We start from the raw sequence: 16,478 nt of genomic DNA, 5'->3' as shown, positions 1-16,478 counted from the left end.
ATCGCAGAAAGCTGGTCTGATGTCCTTTACCCTCGCCATCGTGGGCCGTCCCAATGTGGGCAAGTCCACCCTGTTCAACCGCCTTGTGGGCAAGAAGCTGGCCTTGGTCGACGACCAGCCGGGCGTGACGCGTGACCTGCGCGAAGGCGCGGCACGGCTGGGCGACCTGCGCTTTACGGTGATTGATACTGCGGGTCTGGAAGATGCCACAGACAACTCGCTGGAAGGCCGGATGCGCCGGCTGACCGAGCGGGCGGTGGACATGGCCGACATCTGCCTGTTCATGATCGACGCCCGCACCGGCGTTACCCCGACCGACGAGATCTTTGCCGATATCCTGCGCCGCAGGTCCGCGCATGTGATCCTCGCCGCCAACAAGGCTGAGGGCAATGCCGCCGAGGCCGGTGTGCTGGAAGCCTACGGCCTAGGCCTAGGTGAGCCGCTGCGGCTGTCGGGCGAGCATGGCGAAGGGATGCCGGACCTTTACGGCATCCTGCAGCCGCTGGCCGAGAAGTTCGAGGCCCAGGCCGAAGAGCATGCCCCGGTCACCGATGTCGAACTTTATGAAGAGATCGGCGAGGACGAAGAAGAGGTCATCCCGGTTCCGACCGACGCCAAGCCCCTGCAGGTTGCCGTGGTGGGCCGTCCCAATGCGGGCAAGTCGACACTGATCAACAAGATCCTGGGCGAGGACCGGCTGCTGACAGGGCCCGAGGCCGGGATCACCCGCGATGCGATCTCGCTCAAGATCAACTGGAAAGACACGCCTATGCGGGTGTTTGACACCGCCGGCATGCGCAAAAAGGCAAAGGTGCAGGAGAAGCTGGAGAAGCTTTCGGTCTCCGACGGCCTGCGCGCGGTGAAATTTGCCGAGGTTGTGGTGGTGCTGCTGGACGCCAGCATCCCGTTTGAGCAACAGGACCTGCGGATTGCCGACCTGGCCGAGCGCGAGGGGCGTGCGGTTGTGGTTGCGGTCAACAAATGGGACGCCGAAGAGCACAAGCAAGAAAAGCTGCGCGACCTCAAGGAAGCCTTCGGCCGGTTGCTGCCGCAACTGCGCGGCGCGCCGCTGGTCACCGTTTCGGCCAAGACCGGCAAGGGGCTGGACCGGCTGCACGAGGCGATCATGCGGGCCTATGGCACCTGGAACCGGCGGGTGCCGACCGCAGCGCTGAACCGCTGGCTGGTTGGCATGCTGGAGCAGCACCCGCCGCCCGCGCCGCAGGGCAAGCGGATCAAGCTGCGCTACATGACCCAGGCCAAGAGCCGCCCGCCGGGGTTCGTGGTGATGTGCTCGCACCCTGACAAGCTGCCGGAAAGCTATACCCGCTATCTGGTGAACGGGTTGCGCGAGGATTTCGACATGCCCGGCACCCCGATCCGCCTGTATATGCGCGGGCAGGGCGACAAGAACCCCTATAGAGGCAAGCGGGCAAAGAACGCAGGCGCGCTGGAAAAGCACCTGAAGAAGCGCGGCAGCTGATCTCCGGCGGCGAGCGCTCCCGCCCGGCTTCGCGGCATTCAAAGAATGCCTTGGCCCGTTGGGTCCGGCGCCGCCCCACGGGGCGGCGTTTTCGCGTTCTGCAACGGGGGTCTGTTGTACCTTCGGCAGGCATCCGCCGTACTGACTTGGCCAGCACCCGGCTATTCCATCCAGAGTGGCGCGGTGATATCCCTTGGGTTGAGGCGCTTTGCCTCAGCCGGCTTGCCTTTGGCAAAGCTGGAATTATCTGAGGTTTATCTTGGGCGGGCTGCGCCCATTTCGCATGCCTGTCACATCGCGCATTTATGGAAGAATTCATGGATCTGAGGGCACACACGCGCAAGTTCACCGAAAAGGATAACCGGCTGGCATCACTCAGCTATTTCGGAACATTTGCGGTTTACTTCCTGTCGCTCTATCTGGCCATCACCCATGCCGACCGCTGGTATGTGATGCTGCCCGCAGGGGTGGTCTTTGCCTTTGCTGCGGTACGCCTCTACGTGCTGCAGCATGACACCGGCCACCATTCGCTGTTCGAGACCCGCCTGCAGAACGAGATCGCGGGCCATGTGCTGTCGCCCTTCACCTTTGCGCCCTTTGAGGTGATGAAGCAGAACCACAACCTGCATCATTCCAATATCGGCAATCTAGAGCACCGCGAGACTGGCGAGATCCACACCATGACTCTGCGGGAATGGAAAGCGGCCGGTTTCTGGGAGCGGCTGGGCTACCGGCTCTACCGCAATCCGTTTGTGCTGGTGCCGCTGGGTTCGGCCTTCACCTATTTCATCCGCTACCGCTGGCCCAAGAACACGGCGCGGTTCGGTGCTGCCGGGGTGATCCTGCACAATCTGGTGATCGTAGCCATGCTGGGACTGCTCTATTGGGTTGCAGGGATGACCGGCATTCTGATCTGGCTGGCGTTCTCTTTCCTCGGCGGCATGATCGGCGTGTTTCTGGTCTATCTGCAGCACAATTTCGAGGACACCTACTGGGACCGCCGCCCGGACCTGAACCCGCAGGTGGCGGCGTTGCAGGGATCGTCTTGCCTGGATTTCGGCTGGTTCTTCGACATGGCAGTGGCAAATATCACCCTGCATGACATCCACCACTACAACGCCCGGATCCCCTCCTACCGGCTGCGCCAGTGCCATTACAGCCTGCCGCCTGAACTGGGGCTGCGCCGGATCAAGTTCCCGGAAGCGGTCCGGGCGCTGACGCTAAAGCTTTGGGATGAAGAGAAGAAATGCCTGGTGCCCTTTCCTGGATGAACATTTCCTGCGAAGGTTGCCGGGGAGCCTAGTGAATTAGAGGGGGAGGCTGACAGCGGCATGACGGCGATTTCAGAACTGCGGGGAGTGGGGCCTGCGCTGGCCCGGGTTCTTCAGGAAAACGGGGTGAATTCCGTCGAAGAACTAGCCGGGATGGAGGAGCAGCAGCTGCGCAGCATCCCGGGGATCGGCGCCAGCCGGGCCGGCCTGCTGCAGGATGCCGCCCGGGCTCACAACGGGTCCGCAGAGTCGGATGGGGACGATCTGAGCGCCCGGCTGGCCGCCGCGGAAACTGCGCTTCAGGCGGCTGAGGAGAAAGCCGCCAAGGCACAAGCCAAGGCCAAGAAGGCCAAACGCCAGGCGGCGCAACTGATGGAGGAATTTGCCGAGGCCAAGGTCAAGGCCAAGAAGAAGGCCAAGAAAGTGAAGGCCAAGGCAAAAAAGGCCATCGAGAAGGAAAAGGCCAAGGCCAAGGCCATTCTGGAAGGCAACGTCACAGAGAAGAAAAAGAAGAAGTCGAAGAAATAGCTTCAAGCCATTGCTTCAAAATAAAACCGGCGCCAGTGGCGCCGGTTTCTGTCTCCGGGACGCGGTCTGGATCAGACCAGCTCACCCTCTGCTGTCAGGGTCAGTTTGCCGCCCAGATAAGGGGCAAGCACCTCGGGCAGCTTAACCGAGCCATCCGCCTGCTGGCCGTTTTCCAGCACCGCAATCAGGCAGCGGCCCACCGCCAGGCCGGAGCCGTTCAGCGTGTGCACGAACTGCGGTTTGCCGCCGTCGGCAGGCTTGAACCGCGCGTTCATCCGGCGGGCCTGGAAATCGCCGCAGACCGAGACCGAGGAGATCTCGCGGTAGGTCTTCTGGCCGGGCACCCAGACCTCGATGTCGTGGGTCTTGCGGGCGCCAAAGCCCATGTCGCCGGTGCACAGCACGATGGTGCGGTAGGGCAGGCTCAGGCGCTCCAGAATGTCCTCTGCGCAGCGGGTCATGCGCTCATGCTCCTCGACGCTCTTGTCGGGATGGGTGACAGAGACCATCTCGACCTTCTCGAACTGGTGCTGGCGCAGCATGCCGGCAGTATCCTTGCCGGCCGAACCCGCCTCGGAGCGGAAGCACTGGGTGTGTGCAACATAACGGCGCGGCAGGTAGCCTTCCTCAACCGTAAGGCCGTTCACGATGTTGGTCAGCGTGACCTCAGCCGTCGGCACCAGCCACCATCCATTGGTGGTCTTGTAGCTGTCCTCGCCGAACTTGGGCAGCTGGCCGGTGCCATACATCATCTCTTCGCGCACCAGAACCGGGGTCCAGGTTTCCGTCAGCCCGTTCTCATCCACATGGGTGTTGATCATGAACTGCGCCAGCGCCCGGTGGATACGGGCCACCGCGCCGGACAGCACCACAAAACGGCTGCCCGACAGCTTGGCCGCAACTTCAAAATCCATGCCGGGCTTCACGCCTTCGATCTCGAAATGCTCCTTGGCCTCGAAATCCAGCGCTTTCGGCTCACCCCAGCGGCGGATCTCGACATTGTCGTCTTCATCCTCACCGTCCGGCACATCGTCGAAGGCCAGGTTCGGGATGGTCATCAGCATGTCGTTAAGCTGCTGGTCCAGCGCCTTGGCCTCGGTGTTCATCTCGGCCACTTCGGCTTTCTTTTCGGCCACCAGCGCGCGCAGGCGCTCAAACTCGGCCTCATCGCCGCGCCCCTTGGCGGCGCCGACTTCCTTGGAGGCCTTGTTTTGCTCGGCCTGAGCGGTTTCGGCCGCCAGGATCTTGGCCCGGCGTGCCTCATCCAGCGCGAGAATCCCGGATGACACGCCCGCATCCCCGCGCCGCGCCACAGCGGCGTCGAATGCGGCAGGGTTTTCGCGGATAGCGCGGATGTCATGCATGAGAGTCTCTCCTAGCGTTGAATGGTGTTTGAATCAGTAGGCCCATCCTATGACGCAAGGGTGAAGAAAGGGGAAGGGGGCGGGCACCTCAGCGCCTGACAGCGTAAAAAGAAATAGGCCGGGTGTGGCGCCCGGCCTGTTTTGGTTCATTCCGCGGCCATCGCCATCATGTGCACCTGATGCCGCGGTGGCTGCATGCGGATCTCGCCGGTCAGGAAGTCGGCATAGTCAAAGGTGAGTTCCGTGCCTGCCGGTATGCTGGTCAACGCCCGGCCCCAGGCCCCGTCGGAAAAATCGAGGTTCGGATACATGGAGTGGTTCAGGAACCGCCCTTCGTCGCATTGCAGGATCATGTAGCCTGGGCGGCAGGGATCCGGGAAGCTGTAGCGCTCCAGAAACTCCTTTATGTGGAGTTCAACATTGTCCAGCTTGCTCTCCGGGAAGGTGGTGTCGAGCATTCTGTCATAGCGCCAGACAATGTCGCCCTTGGTGATGTTGTCGTGGCAAAAAACGCCCAGCCCTTCGATAGCCGAGGGGGCGAGATAGCAGCGCACCATCATCATGCGCCTGTTCCTTCTTTCAGGAATGGCCGGGCCGCCATCCGGACCGGAAAGAGGGGGCAAAGGCCCCGCGCCTGGCGGCTTGCGCAAGGGAAAGCAAAGCGCCGAATCGCACTGTTTTGCAATCAGTTTCCGCACGCCTGCAGGTCGTGTTTGCACTTTCTTTCACTGCTGGCTGCCTGGCAACTGGCTACGGCCTGAAATCCGCCCCTTTGGGACTGCAGGGTTCCCTTGCAAACCCCCTGTCCAGCGCATAGGTTCCGCTGCAAATTTCCGGCATGAAAACCATGCCGCTTTGACAGAAGGAATATCCCATGGACGCTGGCGCAATCGGCCAATTTCTCCCGCTTATCCTGATCTTCGCGATCATGTACTTCCTGCTGATCCGCCCGCAGCAGAAGAAGATGAAACAGCATCAGGCGATGGTGGACGGCCTGCGCCGCGGCGACCAGGTGGTGACCCAGGGCGGTGTGATCGGCAAGGTGGCCAAGGTCAAGGAAGACGGCGAGATCGAGGTCGAAATCGCGGATGGCGTCAAGGTGCGCGTGGTCAAGGCGACCATTGCCCAGGTTCTGAGCAAAACCGAGCCGGCAGCTTAAGCACCCTTCGCAACCATCTGAAAAGGCAGGGCAATGCTGCAAATTGATCTCTGGAAGAGGGTGCTGATCTGGCTGGTTTGTGCAGCTGGCATCATGCTTGCCCTGCCAAACGGTTTTTATACCCGCGTCGAACAGGCCAACGACGCGGCCGCCGATATCATCGTCAAGGGTGAAACGCCGGAACGGCTGGAAACAGCAGGCCAGTGGCCGTCTTTCCTGCCGTCGGGTCTGGTGAACCTTGGCCTCGATCTGCGGGGCGGCGCGCATCTGCTGGCCGAAGTGCAGGTCGAGGATGTCTATGAGGCGCGGATGGATGCGCTGTGGCCGGAGGTGCGCGATGCACTGCGGCCCGAGCGCTCCACTGTCGGCACCTTCCGGCGCCAGCCTGGCCCGGTGGATCAGATTCGCCTGAAGATTTCCAAACCGGACGGTATGGCCCGCGCGCTGGAAGTGGTGCGCGGCCTGGCTAGCCCGGTCACCAGCCTGACCGGCGCCGGAGCAACTGACATTGAGGTTGCTGCCGAAGGCGACATCCTTGTGGTGGAGCTGAGCGAGGCGGAAAAGCTGGCCTCTGACGACCGGACCGTGCGCCAGTCGCTGGAAATCGTGCGCCGCCGGATCGACGAGGTCGGCACCCGTGAGCCGACCATCCAGCGCCAGGGGGCCGACCGGATCCTGATCCAGGTGCCGGGCATCGGTTCCGCTTCTGAACTGAAGGCGATCATCGGCACCACCGCACAGCTGACCTTCAACCCGGTAGTGGGCCGCGGCAGCGACGCGGACGCAGCACCGGGCATCGGCAACAAGGTTGTGCCGTCGCTGGACGAAGAGGGATTCTATTACACCATCGAGGCCGCCGCGGTTGTCACCGGCGAGGACCTGGTGGATGCGCAGCCGTCGTTCGACCAGAACGGCCGACCGGCTGTGACCTTCCGCTTCAACACCTCCGGCGCACGCCGGTTCGGCGACTACACGGCCGAAAACATCGGCTCGCCCTTCGCCATCGTGCTGGATGACGAGGTGGTCTCCGCGCCTGTAATCCAGTCGCACATCCCGGGCGGCTCCGGCATCATCACCGGCAACTTCACCGTTGAGGAAAGCACCAACCTTGCCGTGCTGCTGCGCGCTGGCGCGCTGCCTGCGGGGCTGGACTTCCTGGAAGAGCGGACCATCGGCCCCGAATTGGGCCAGGACAGCATCGACGCGGGCAAGATTGCCACCATCGTGGCCTTTGTCGCGGTGCTGGTGTTCATGGGCCTCAGCTATGGCTTGTTCGGTCTATTCGCCAACGTGGCGCTGATCCTGAACATCGCGCTGATCTTCGGCATGCTGAGCCTGATTGGCGGCACGCTGACCCTGCCGGGCATTGCCGGTATCGTTCTGACGGTTGGTATGGCGGTGGACGCCAATGTGCTGATCTTTGAGCGTATCCGGGAAGAGCTGAAGGCGGGCCGCGGCCCGGCCAAGGCCATCGACGAAGGCTACTCCAAGGCGCTCAGCGCCATTCTCGACGCCAACATCACCACCTTCATCACTGCGGTGATCCTGTTCGCCATGGGCTCCGGCCCGGTGCGCGGCTTCGCGATTACCCTGGGCTTGGGCATTCTGACCTCGGTGTTCACCGCGATCTTTGTGACCCGCCTGATGATCGTTATGTGGTTTGAACGGCGCCGTCCGAAAACGATTGAGGTGTGATATGCGGCTGAGACTTGTTCCCCAGGAAACCTCATTCGATTTCTTCAAACGCGCCAAGCTGTGGCTGGGCATCTCAGCCTTGATGATGGTGGTGGGCTTTGCCTCCTTCCTGTTTCAGGGGCTGAACTTCGGCATCGACTTCCGCGGCGGCACCACCATCCGCACCGAAGCGTCGGAGACTGTGGACGTTGGCGCATACCGCGATGCACTGGCGGTGCACGGCCTGGGTGACGTGTCGATCACCGAGGTGTTCGATCCGGCCTTCGAAGAAGACCAGCACGTCGCCATGATCCGCATTCAGGCACAGGACGACGGCGAGGCGATCTCCGGTGAGATGATCGAGACGCTGAAGGCCTCCCTGGACGCGGTGGCGCCGGGCATCAAATTCGTCTCGGTCGAGTCCGTTGGCCCCAAGGTCTCGGGCGAGCTGATCACCACCGCGATTATTGCGGTCGCCTTGGCGATTGCCGCGGTTCTGGTTTACATCTGGCTGCGGTTCGAATGGCAGTTCGCCCTCGGCGCGGTGGCGGCGCTGGTGCATGACGTGGTGCTGACCATCGGTGTGTTCTCGGAATTGCAGATCCGGTTCGACCTGGCGATCATTGCAGCGCTGCTGACCATCGTCGGCTACTCGCTGAACGATACCGTGGTTGTTTTCGACCGGGTGCGGGAGAACCTGCGCCGTTACAAGAAGAAGGACCTCTCTGAGGTTCTGAACATCTCGATCAACGAGACGCTGAGCCGGACGATGATGACCTCCGTCACCACGCTTCTGGCGCTGATCTCGCTCTATGTGCTGGGCGGCGACGTGATCCGCGGCTTCGTGTTTGCGATGATCTGGGGCGTTATTGTCGGGACCTACTCCTCGGTCTTCGTCGCCTCCACCATCCTGTTGAAACTGGGGGTGAAGCGCGACTGGTCGAAGCAGGCCAACACCACCGGCAACCAGTTCGGCAACATCGATGCCTGAGGCGTTTCAGGCAGCCCTGCAGACGCCGGGGCTGGTCTGGCTGCTGATAACCATTGGAGCCGCGGGTCTTGTCCGCGGCTTCACTGGTTTTGGCACCGCGATGATCTTTGTTCCCGTCGGCGCGCAATTCCTGCCCTCGGCGGATGTGGTGTTCCTGATGGTGCTGATGGGGGTGTTTTCCACCATCACCCTGTTCCCGCAGGCCTGGAGCAAGGCGGACAGGGCTGAAGTCGGTGCCTTGTCCATGGCCGCTGCGGTCACCGTGCCGGCAGGATTGTGGCTTATGTCGCAGATGGATCCGCTGACGCTGCGTTGGGTGGCTGCCGGGGTAATCGGCGTGACCTTAGCCGCGGTGGTCTCCGGCTGGCGCTGGCAGGGCAAACTCGGCTGGCCAGGGCGGTTCGCCATCGGCGGGGCGGCTGGTATCGTGGGCGGTATGACCGGCCTCACGGGACCGGTGATCATCGTTTTCTACCTTGCCAACGTGCGTGACGTGGCGCGGGTGCGGGCCAACACCATCGTATTCCTGGCGGCGTTGGATGTGGTGATCGCGGCCAACCTGATCTTCGGTGGCATGGCCAGCCTCAAGGCCGTCATTCTGGCCTGCCTTCTCGGCATCCCCTACATAGTCACCACGCTGACCGGTAAAGCGCTGTTTGATCCCAAGCTCGAGAAGCTCTACCGCTTAGCCTCCTATTCCGTGATCGCGCTGGCCGTGTTATCCAGCCTCCCGGTATTTGACTGAAAGGACCGCCCATGCGCCTGAATGAAGTGAGCTATTCCGATGCGCAGCCCATAGACGGCTATGGCGAGGGGTTCTTCCGCATCGGTGGCAAGGTGCATCAGGGCGGCGTGCTGACTTCGGCTGCTGGTACTGCGGGCTGGGACGGCATGGGGGACGCTGCGCCTCTGCTGGCGCTTGCCGGAGAAATTGATGTGCTGTTCATCGGCACCGGGCCTGAGATCGCCCATATCCCTGCAGACCTGCGCAAGGCGCTGGAGGATGCAGGGCTGGGCGTTGAAGCAATGAATTCACCGGCCGCCTGCCGCACCTACAATGTGCTGTTATCCGAGGGGCGGAGGATTGCCTTGGCCGCATTGCCGGTCTGAAGATGAATTTCCGATGTATTTGACCTGCCGCAAAGCGGGCATTTGCTGAATAGTCTTTTCATGCGCCGGAGCAATGGGATAAGCGAACTTCATGACATTGACTGTGACGGATCTGGGCGTGGCCCGCGGCGGCATCCCGGTGCTGGAGGGCCTGAGCTTTGCGCTGGAGCCCGGCAAGGCACTGATCCTGCGCGGTCCCAATGGCATCGGTAAGACCACGCTGCTGCGCACTGTTGCAGGCCTGCAGCTGCCGCTGAAAGGGCGGGTTGAAGGCGCTGAGGACAAGATTGCCTATGCCGCCCATTCCGACGGTCTGAAGCCAACGCTGACAGTGGCGGAAAACTTGATGTTCTGGGCTAGTGTCTTTGGCCGCAACGGCATTGAACAGGCGCTGGACGGATTCGACCTGCAAACTCTGCGCGACCGGCAGGCCGGTGCGCTGTCTGCAGGCCAGAAACGCCGCCTTGGCCTCAGCCGGATGCTGGTTACCGGCCGTCCCATCTGGATCATGGATGAGCCGACAGTGAGCCTTGATGTAAACTCCGTCGAGATGTTCGCAGACGCCGTGCGGTCGCATCTGGGGCAGGGAGGGTCTGCCCTGATTGCCACCCATATCGACCTTGGGCTGGAGGCAGACGTGCTGGACGTTGGCCCCTACAAAGCCAAGCCGCCTGAGATTGACGATTTTGACGGAGGCTTCCTGTGATTGCGCTTCTCCTGCGGGATCTGAAGCTCGCCTTCCGGGCGGGCGGCGGTTTTGGCCTCGGTCTTGCGTTCTTTTTGATCGTGACTGTGATGGTGCCGTTCTCCGTTGGTCCGCAGTCCGAGCTGCTGTCCCGCATCGCTCCGGGCGTTTTGTGGCTGGGCGCGCTGCTGGCCTGCCTGCTGTCGCTCGACCGCCTGCTGGCGCTGGATTGGGAGGACGGCTCGCTCGACCTGCTGGCCACCGCGCCGCTGCCGCTGGAAAGCACCGTCACCATCAAGGCTCTGGCCCATTGGATCACCACCGGCCTGCCGCTAGTACTGGCCGCACCGGTGCTTGGCGTGCTGCTGAACCTGCCGGTGCAGGGCTTCCTGTGGCTGGTGATCTCCCTTCTGCTGGGCACGCCTGCGCTGTCTGTCATCGGCACTTTTGGTGCCGCGCTGACCGTGGGGCTGAAGCGCGGCGGCCTGCTGATGTCCTTGCTGGTGATGCCGCTTTACGTGCCGACGCTGATCTTCGGCTCAGAGGTCGCCCGCCGCGGTGCGGAGGGCATGGCGGTGCAGACCCCGCTGTTGCTGCTGGCCGGCATCTCTGCCGCTTCCATCGCCCTGCTGCCCTTTGCCAGCGCTGCCGTGCTGCGCGTCAATCTGCGCTAGGCCACCCAATTGAGAAACCCGAGAACAAGAGCTAAATAGCCACCATGTCGATCTGGGAATACGCCAACCCGAAGAAGTTTCTGGCCACCTCTGAGAAGGTGATGCCGGCCCTCTGGGTCAGCTCTGCGGTGCTGATCACCGTTGGCCTTGTCTGGGGCTTCTTCTTTACGCCGGACGACTACCGGCAGGGTTCCACCGTCAAGATCATCTTCCTGCATGTGCCCTCGGCGCTGATGGCGATCAACGCTTGGTTCATGATGCTGGTCGCCTCGCTGGTCTGGGTGATCCGCCGCCACCATGTCAGCGCATTGGCCGCCCGTGCGGCGGCGCCCATTGGCGTCGTGATGACGGTAATTGCCCTCATCACCGGCGCGATCTGGGGCCAGCCGATGTGGGGCACCTGGTGGGCCTGGGACCCGCGGCTGACTTCCTTCCTGGTGCTGTTCCTGTTCTACCTCGGCTATATCGCCCTGTGGGAGGCGATCGATAACCCGGACACCGCCGCGGATTTGACCTCGATCCTGTGCCTGGTGGGCTCGGTCTTTGCCGTGCTCAGCCGCTATGCGGTGAACTTCTGGAACCAGGGGCTGCATCAGGGCGCGTCGCTGTCGCTTGATGAAAAAGAGAATGTGCATGATGCCTTCTCCTCGCCGCTCTATGTCTGCATGGCGGGCTTTGTGCTCTTGTTCCTTGTGCTGGTGCTTTACCGCACCGGAACTGAAATCCGCGCCCGCCGCATCAAGGCTTTGATGGCGCGCGAACGGCTGGAGGCGTGATGCCTGATCTTGGAAAATACGCCGACACGGTGCTATCGGCCTATGGCGCCTCGCTGCTGCTGCTGGTTGCGCTGGTGGTGCTGACAATCCTACGCGGCCGCAAGGTCCGCCGGGAGATGGAAAACCTGGAAACCCGGATGAAGCGCAATGGCTAAGATTTCACCGCTGATGGCGGTTCCCGGAGTGGTGTTTGCTGGATTTGTCGGCCTGGCGTTGGTCGGCATGTTCCGCGAGGATCCGAACAGCCTGCCGTCCGCCCGCGAGGGCCAGCCCGCGCCACCGGTGGTGCTGGACGAATTTCCCAGCAAGGAAATGTTCAGCGACGAAACCCTGCGCGACGGCACCGTGAAACTGGTGAACTACTGGGCCAGCTGGTGCGCACCCTGCCGGGCTGAGCATCCTAACCTCGAAGCACTGTCCAAGGAAGGAATCCCGGTCTACGGCATCAACTACAAGGACCAGTTGGCCAATGCTGAGGCCTTCCTGAACGAACTGGGCGACCCCTACACCGCGATCGGCCGGGACGAGAAGGGCCGGATGGCAATTGACTGGGGGCTTTACGGCGTGCCGGAGACCTATGTGGTGGATGGAAACGGCAAGATCGTGTTGCGCTTTGCAGGCCCGATCACGCAGCGGGTAATCGACAGCACCCTGCGCCCCGCGATGGAGAAGGCCGCAGCTCAGTAAGCGGTCTGCGGGCTTTCAACAGGGACGGCCAAGGTGAAGCTGCTCAGATCAGGCTCACTGGCGCACAGCTCATAGACCTGATCCAGCTGCTCCTGCTTTGACCGCCAAATCAGGTAGTCGCTGAAAGAGTCGTTGTCTTTCCATTTTTGGAAGATTGCGATTTCGTTCCGGTCCTGAGCCAGCAGGATCTCGGCCTGCAAGCATCCAGCGTGCCTGCGGACTTGTTCCACCATCTGTTGGACAAGCGCAGCCAGCTCTTCGAATTTACCGGACCGGGGGTGCAATCCAATGATTACCGCTTCAGTCATTGAAGCCTCCGGTGTTTGTGAGTGCCGGAATGGTCCCAGCAACTTGGAAATTTTTGGTAAATTTACGGAAGCAGCTCAGCCGAAGATGCTGAAATCCAGGTCCAATCCAGTGCCCAGCCATATGCCGTGATCGCGGTGATCGGCCAGGTCGTCGTCGGTTTCCGGGTGGGCAAAGACGATCAGCCCATCCCGGTTCAGCGCCAGCCACGGCAGCAACCCGCTGAATTGCTCCGGCGTTGCCGCCAGCTGGCAGGACCACATCGGATGCGGGCCGACGGTTTTCTCATGCACGTGGCCCATTTGCACGCCAAACTCGTCTTCAGCTTGCTGGCACAGGCGGCGGGCCTGATCCACGGTCGCGGCGTCAAAGTAGATGTGGGCGTGGTAGCCAGTGATGCTGTTTGTCTGTTTCATACCTGCAATTTTCCAGTGATTTGCGCCGCTGGCAATGCGGTGTATCCGAACAATGTCTGTGCAGCAGTCAGCTATGGAACGGTGTAGGTCCGGAAGTCCTGTTCCCGGCGCATGGTGGCGCTGCGGGCGTCCAGATCACCCCGCTCGGCGCGCCAGTTGAGGTAACGCTCCAGATGCTCCGATGTTTCCCATAAATGGAACACCGCGATTTCGTAGCGGTCCCGGTTGATGCCGGCATAGGCTTTTATACAGCCGGGATATTCCCGGGTGCCTGGCAGCATTGCCAGGACAGCTGCTGCATGGTCATCAAAAGTGTCTATGTCCGGATAGACGACTAGGAAAGCGGCCTCTTTCATTCTGGGGGCATCAGCCTTTCCTCGCCTGCGTTTTGTTTAAACATGTATTTAAAATATAGGTTTGCACAAGCAAGCACGGCCACACAACCAGTAAAGATCCTGCTGATCTCACGTTAAGATTGTATCCGGGATACTGGATTCCGCAAGCCGGAAACCTGTCACCCCAAACGGGTTTCCCGGCAGTCTATGGCACAAAAAAACATGCACCCCGCGGGGTGCATGTTCAAAAGCTCGGGTCTGGCAGGTCTTACGACTTGGCCAGATTGCGCAGCACGTAGTGCAGAACGCCGCCGTGTTCGATGTATTCGATCTCCGGAGCGGTATCGATGCGGCACTTCAGGGTGATCTCCTTCACCGAGCCGTCGGCAAAGGTGATCGAGCAAGGCACTTCCTGCAGCGGCTGGATGGTGTCCAGGCCGCTGATCGAAACAGTTTCCTCGCCGGTCAGACCCAGCGACTTGCGGGTATCGCCTGCGGTGAACTCGAACGGGATTACACCCATGCCAACCAGGTTGGAGCGGTGGATACGTTCAAACGACTCGGCGATCACCGCCTTGACGCCCAGCAGCGCGGTGCCCTTGGCCGCCCAGTCGCGCGAGGAGCCCGCGCCATACTGTTCGCCGCCGAACACCACCAGCGGGGTGCCGTTGGCCTGATGCGCCATCGAGGCTTCGTAGATCGAGGTCTGCTCGCCGTCTGGGCCTTTGGTGTAGCCGCCCTCGACGCCGTCCAGCATCTCGTTCTTGATGCGGATATTGGCAAAGGTGCCGCGCATCATGATCTCGTGGTTGCCGCGGCGGGAGCCGTAAGAGTTGAACTCACGCGGCTGCACCTGGCGCTCCAGCAGGTACTGGCCTGCAGGCGTGGTGGTGGCAAAGGAGCCGGCGGGGGAGATGTGGTCGGTGGTGACCATGTCGCCCAGAACCGCCAGAACCTTGGCGTTCTCGATGTTCGAGATAGTGCCCGGTTCATGCCCCATGCCCTGGAAGTAGGGCGGGTTCTGAATGTAGGTCGAGGTCGCGGGCCAGTCATAGGTTTCCGCGTCTGTGGTCTCAACCGCCTGCCACTTCTCGTCGCCCTTGAAGACGTCGGCGTATTTCGACTGGAACGCCTCGCGGGTGACGGTGGAGGCCACCAGATCCGCAACTTCCTGGGTCGAGGGCCAGATGTCTTTCAGGTAGACGTCGTTGCCGTCCTTGTCCTGTGCGATCACGTCGGTTGCCAGGTCGATGTCCATGGTGCCGGCAAGCGCATAAGCGACCACCAGCGGCGGCGAGGCTAGGTAGTTGGCGCGGACGTCAGGCGAAATGCGGCCTTCGAAGTTGCGGTTGCCCGACAGCACAGAGGTCGCCACCAGATCACCCTCGGCAATCGCCTCGGAGATCTCCTGCTGGATCGGGCCGGAGTTGCCGATACAAGTGGTGCAGCCGTAGCCCACCAGGTTGAAGCCGACCTTGTCCAGATCCTCCTGCAGGCCTGCGGCCTCCAGATAGGCGGACACCACCTGCGAACCCGGTGCCAGCGAGGTCTTGACCCAGGGCTTGCGGTCGAGGCCCAGGGCGGCCGCTTTGCGCGCGACCAGTCCGGCGCCGATCATCACATAGGGGTTGGAGGTGTTGGTGCAGGAGGTGATCGAGGCGATCACGACCTTGCCCGATTCCATGGTGTAGTCTTCGCCCTTGACGGCGACTTCCTTGCCCATCGGACGCTTGAAGGTCTCTTCCATCTCCTGGCGGAAAGCGGCCTTGGCGTTGGTCAGCGGCACATAGTCCTGAGGGCGTTTCGGGCCGGAGATGGCCGGAACGATGCTGCTCATGTCCAGCGACAGGGTGTCGGTGTAGACCGGCGCATAATCGGCGCCGCGCCAGAAACCGTTTTCCTTGGCGTAGGCTTCGACCAGTGCGATGCGGTCTTCGTCGCGGCCGGTGTTGCGCAGGTAGCGCAGGGTTTCGTCGTCGATCGGGAAGAAGCCGCAGGTGGCGCCGTATTCCGGCGCCATGTTGGCGATGGTCGCACGGTCTGCCAGCGGCAGACGGTCCAGGCCCTCGCCGTAGAATTCGACGAATTTGCCGACCACGCCCTTGGCGCGCAGCATTTCGACGACCTTCAGAACCAGGTCGGTGCCGGTGGTACCTTCGACCATCTCGCCGGTCAGCTCAAAGCCGATGACCTCGGGGATCAGCATGGAGATCGGCTGGCCCAGCATTGCTGCCTCGGCCTCGATGCCGCCAACGCCCCAGCCCAGAACCGCAGCGCCGTTGACCATGGTGGTGTGGCTGTCGGTGCCGACCAGGGTATCCGGATAGGCGACTTCTTCACCGTTCTGGTCCACGTCGGTCCAGACAGTCTGCGCCAGGTATTCCAGGTTCACCTGGTGGCAGATGCCGGTGCCCGGCGGCACCACGCGGAAGTTGTTGAACGCGTTTTGGCCCCATTTCAGGAACTGGTAACGCTCCATGTTGCGCTCGTACTCGCGGTCGACGTTCATCTGGAACGCGCGCGGGTTGCCGAACTCGTCGATCATTACGGAGTGGTCGATGACCAGGTCAACGGGGACCAGCGGGTTGATCTTGGCGGCAGAGCCTTTCAGGCCGACGATGCCGTCGCGCATGGCGGCCAGGTCGACAACGGCGGGAACGCCGGTGAAATCCTGCATCAGCACGCGGGCAGGGCGGTAGGCGATCTCACGCGGGTTCTTGCCGCCGTTGGCGCCCCATTCGGCAAAGGCCTTGATGTCGTCGGTGGAGACGGAGAAACCGCCGTCCTCGAACCGCAGCATGTTTTCCAGCACCACTTTCAGCGCGGCAGGCAGCTTGGAAAAGTCGCCAAAGCCGGCCTCGGTGGCGGCGGGAATGGAGTAATAGGAGATCGACTTGCCATTGACGCTGAGCGTTTTGCGCGCCTTGGCATTGTCCTGTCCGACGGTGATAGGCATGGTTGGCCTCCCTCAAGAATTTGTAACCGGGGAATTCGCTGCCTGCTAAATGCATGAGGAAGA

19 protein-coding genes are annotated in these 16,478 nt (G+C 61.9%); 13 read left to right on the top strand and 6 right to left on the bottom strand.

What is annotated here, in order from left to right:
• Positions 1 to 19 precede the first annotated feature (19 nt).
• From der to GC1_RS03405, 3 genes are all read left to right on the top strand, one after another.
• Entirely contained in the window at positions 20 to 1,483 is a 1,464-nt protein-coding gene (gene der, locus GC1_RS03415) for a ribosome biogenesis GTPase Der (RefSeq protein ID WP_019295444.1), read from the top strand.
• A 317-nt stretch (positions 1,484 to 1,800) separates the two neighbouring features.
• A complete protein-coding gene (locus GC1_RS03410; protein ID WP_019295445.1) occupies positions 1,801 to 2,754 on the top strand; it encodes a fatty acid desaturase in 954 nt (317 codons plus the stop codon).
• A 60-nt stretch (positions 2,755 to 2,814) separates the two neighbouring features.
• Positions 2,815 to 3,282 (top strand): helix-hairpin-helix domain-containing protein, encoded by a 468-nt coding sequence (locus GC1_RS03405; protein ID WP_019295446.1) that lies wholly within the window; start codon positions 2,815 to 2,817, stop codon positions 3,280 to 3,282.
• A gap of 71 nt (positions 3,283 to 3,353) precedes the next feature.
• Here GC1_RS03405 and serS read toward each other — a convergent pair whose 3' ends face one another.
• The gene (gene serS / locus GC1_RS03400) at positions 3,354 to 4,646 is read right to left on the bottom strand and encodes a serine--tRNA ligase (protein WP_019295447.1); all 1,293 of its coding nucleotides are present in this window, start codon (positions 4,644 to 4,646) and stop codon (positions 3,354 to 3,356) included.
• A gap of 146 nt (positions 4,647 to 4,792) precedes the next feature.
• Positions 4,793 to 5,209: an SET domain-containing protein gene (locus GC1_RS03395; protein WP_019295448.1), complete on the bottom strand. Its 417-nt coding sequence runs from the start codon at positions 5,207 to 5,209 to the stop codon at positions 4,793 to 4,795.
• A gap of 311 nt (positions 5,210 to 5,520) precedes the next feature.
• Between GC1_RS03395 and yajC the strand changes: the two genes are divergently transcribed.
• From yajC to GC1_RS03345, 10 genes are all read left to right on the top strand, one after another.
• Complete coding sequence (gene yajC / locus GC1_RS03390; RefSeq protein WP_019295449.1) at positions 5,521 to 5,805, top strand: preprotein translocase subunit YajC; 285 nt, start codon at positions 5,521 to 5,523, stop codon at positions 5,803 to 5,805.
• A gap of 33 nt (positions 5,806 to 5,838) precedes the next feature.
• Complete coding sequence (gene secD / locus GC1_RS03385) at positions 5,839 to 7,500, top strand: protein translocase subunit SecD (protein ID WP_019295450.1); 1,662 nt, start codon at positions 5,839 to 5,841, stop codon at positions 7,498 to 7,500.
• Position 7,501: 1 nt separating this feature from the next.
• Positions 7,502 to 8,470, top strand: coding sequence for a protein translocase subunit SecF (gene secF, locus GC1_RS03380; RefSeq protein WP_019295451.1), 969 nt, complete (start codon positions 7,502 to 7,504; stop codon positions 8,468 to 8,470).
• Entirely contained in the window at positions 8,463 to 9,215 is a 753-nt protein-coding gene (locus GC1_RS03375; protein ID WP_019295452.1) for a TSUP family transporter, read from the top strand. The genes secF and GC1_RS03375 overlap by 8 nt, the downstream gene beginning before the upstream one ends.
• Before the next feature lie 11 nt (positions 9,216 to 9,226).
• Entirely contained in the window at positions 9,227 to 9,580 is a 354-nt protein-coding gene (locus tag GC1_RS03370) for an Mth938-like domain-containing protein (RefSeq protein ID WP_019295453.1), read from the top strand.
• A gap of 91 nt (positions 9,581 to 9,671) precedes the next feature.
• Positions 9,672 to 10,286 (top strand): heme ABC exporter ATP-binding protein CcmA, encoded by a 615-nt coding sequence (ccmA, locus tag GC1_RS03365; protein WP_019295454.1) that lies wholly within the window; start codon positions 9,672 to 9,674, stop codon positions 10,284 to 10,286.
• Positions 10,283 to 10,939, top strand: a complete 657-nt coding sequence (gene ccmB / locus GC1_RS03360) for a heme exporter protein CcmB (RefSeq protein ID WP_019295455.1) — start codon at positions 10,283 to 10,285, stop codon at positions 10,937 to 10,939. The genes ccmA and ccmB overlap by 4 nt, the downstream gene beginning before the upstream one ends.
• A 44-nt stretch (positions 10,940 to 10,983) precedes the next feature.
• Complete coding sequence (locus tag GC1_RS03355; protein WP_019295456.1) at positions 10,984 to 11,715, top strand: heme ABC transporter permease; 732 nt, start codon at positions 10,984 to 10,986, stop codon at positions 11,713 to 11,715.
• Positions 11,715 to 11,870, top strand: a complete 156-nt coding sequence (ccmD, locus tag GC1_RS03350) for a heme exporter protein CcmD (protein ID WP_020424454.1) — start codon at positions 11,715 to 11,717, stop codon at positions 11,868 to 11,870. Before GC1_RS03355 ends, ccmD begins: the two co-directional genes overlap by 1 nt.
• Positions 11,863 to 12,402, top strand: a complete 540-nt coding sequence (locus GC1_RS03345; RefSeq protein ID WP_019295458.1) for a DsbE family thiol:disulfide interchange protein — start codon at positions 11,863 to 11,865, stop codon at positions 12,400 to 12,402. The genes ccmD and GC1_RS03345 overlap by 8 nt, the downstream gene beginning before the upstream one ends.
• Here GC1_RS03345 and GC1_RS03340 read toward each other — a convergent pair.
• The 4 genes from GC1_RS03340 to acnA form a co-directional block, all read right to left on the bottom strand.
• Positions 12,396 to 12,710, bottom strand: coding sequence for an antibiotic biosynthesis monooxygenase family protein (locus GC1_RS03340; RefSeq protein WP_019295459.1), 315 nt, complete (start codon positions 12,708 to 12,710; stop codon positions 12,396 to 12,398). The two genes, GC1_RS03345 and GC1_RS03340, sit on opposite strands and share 7 nt — an antisense overlap.
• A 75-nt stretch (positions 12,711 to 12,785) precedes the next feature.
• On the bottom strand, positions 12,786 to 13,124 hold the full coding sequence (locus tag GC1_RS03335) for a DOPA 4,5-dioxygenase family protein (protein WP_019295460.1): 339 nt from the start codon (positions 13,122 to 13,124) through the stop codon (positions 12,786 to 12,788).
• A gap of 71 nt (positions 13,125 to 13,195) precedes the next feature.
• A complete protein-coding gene (locus GC1_RS03330; RefSeq protein ID WP_019295461.1) occupies positions 13,196 to 13,480 on the bottom strand; it encodes an antibiotic biosynthesis monooxygenase in 285 nt (94 codons plus the stop codon).
• Between the two features lie 247 nt (positions 13,481 to 13,727).
• Positions 13,728 to 16,415, bottom strand: coding sequence for an aconitate hydratase AcnA (gene acnA, locus GC1_RS03325; protein WP_019295462.1), 2,688 nt, complete (start codon positions 16,413 to 16,415; stop codon positions 13,728 to 13,730).
• Positions 16,416 to 16,478: the final 63 nt, after the last annotated feature.

Origin of the sequence: Leisingera sp. ANG1, assembly GCF_000203975.2 — a bacterium.
Taxonomy (GTDB): domain Bacteria; phylum Pseudomonadota; class Alphaproteobacteria; order Rhodobacterales; family Rhodobacteraceae; genus Leisingera.
This window is presented reverse-complemented; position numbering and strand designations above follow the sequence as displayed.

Coding starts and splice junctions, on each gene's coding strand:
- GC1_RS03330 (WP_019295461.1), bottom strand. CDS start 13,480: ATGAAAGAGGCCGCTTTCCTAGTCGTCTATCCGGACATAGACACTTTT.
- GC1_RS03335 (WP_019295460.1), bottom strand. CDS start 13,124: ATGAAACAGACAAACAGCATCACTGGCTACCACGCCCACATCTACTTT.
- yajC (WP_019295449.1), top strand. CDS start 5,521: ATGGACGCTGGCGCAATCGGCCAATTTCTCCCGCTTATCCTGATCTTC.
- der (WP_019295444.1), top strand. CDS start 20: ATGTCCTTTACCCTCGCCATCGTGGGCCGTCCCAATGTGGGCAAGTCC.
- GC1_RS03375 (WP_019295452.1), top strand. CDS start 8,463: ATGCCTGAGGCGTTTCAGGCAGCCCTGCAGACGCCGGGGCTGGTCTGG.
- GC1_RS03405 (WP_019295446.1), top strand. CDS start 2,815: ATGACGGCGATTTCAGAACTGCGGGGAGTGGGGCCTGCGCTGGCCCGG.
- GC1_RS03345 (WP_019295458.1), top strand. CDS start 11,863: ATGGCTAAGATTTCACCGCTGATGGCGGTTCCCGGAGTGGTGTTTGCT.
- ccmA (WP_019295454.1), top strand. CDS start 9,672: ATGACATTGACTGTGACGGATCTGGGCGTGGCCCGCGGCGGCATCCCG.
- GC1_RS03355 (WP_019295456.1), top strand. CDS start 10,984: ATGTCGATCTGGGAATACGCCAACCCGAAGAAGTTTCTGGCCACCTCT.
- GC1_RS03370 (WP_019295453.1), top strand. CDS start 9,227: ATGCGCCTGAATGAAGTGAGCTATTCCGATGCGCAGCCCATAGACGGC.
- ccmD (WP_020424454.1), top strand. CDS start 11,715: ATGCCTGATCTTGGAAAATACGCCGACACGGTGCTATCGGCCTATGGC.
- GC1_RS03410 (WP_019295445.1), top strand. CDS start 1,801: ATGGATCTGAGGGCACACACGCGCAAGTTCACCGAAAAGGATAACCGG.
- secF (WP_019295451.1), top strand. CDS start 7,502: ATGCGGCTGAGACTTGTTCCCCAGGAAACCTCATTCGATTTCTTCAAA.
- acnA (WP_019295462.1), bottom strand. CDS start 16,415: ATGCCTATCACCGTCGGACAGGACAATGCCAAGGCGCGCAAAACGCTC.
- serS (WP_019295447.1), bottom strand. CDS start 4,646: ATGCATGACATCCGCGCTATCCGCGAAAACCCTGCCGCATTCGACGCC.
- secD (WP_019295450.1), top strand. CDS start 5,839: ATGCTGCAAATTGATCTCTGGAAGAGGGTGCTGATCTGGCTGGTTTGT.
- GC1_RS03395 (WP_019295448.1), bottom strand. CDS start 5,209: ATGATGATGGTGCGCTGCTATCTCGCCCCCTCGGCTATCGAAGGGCTG.
- GC1_RS03340 (WP_019295459.1), bottom strand. CDS start 12,710: ATGACTGAAGCGGTAATCATTGGATTGCACCCCCGGTCCGGTAAATTC.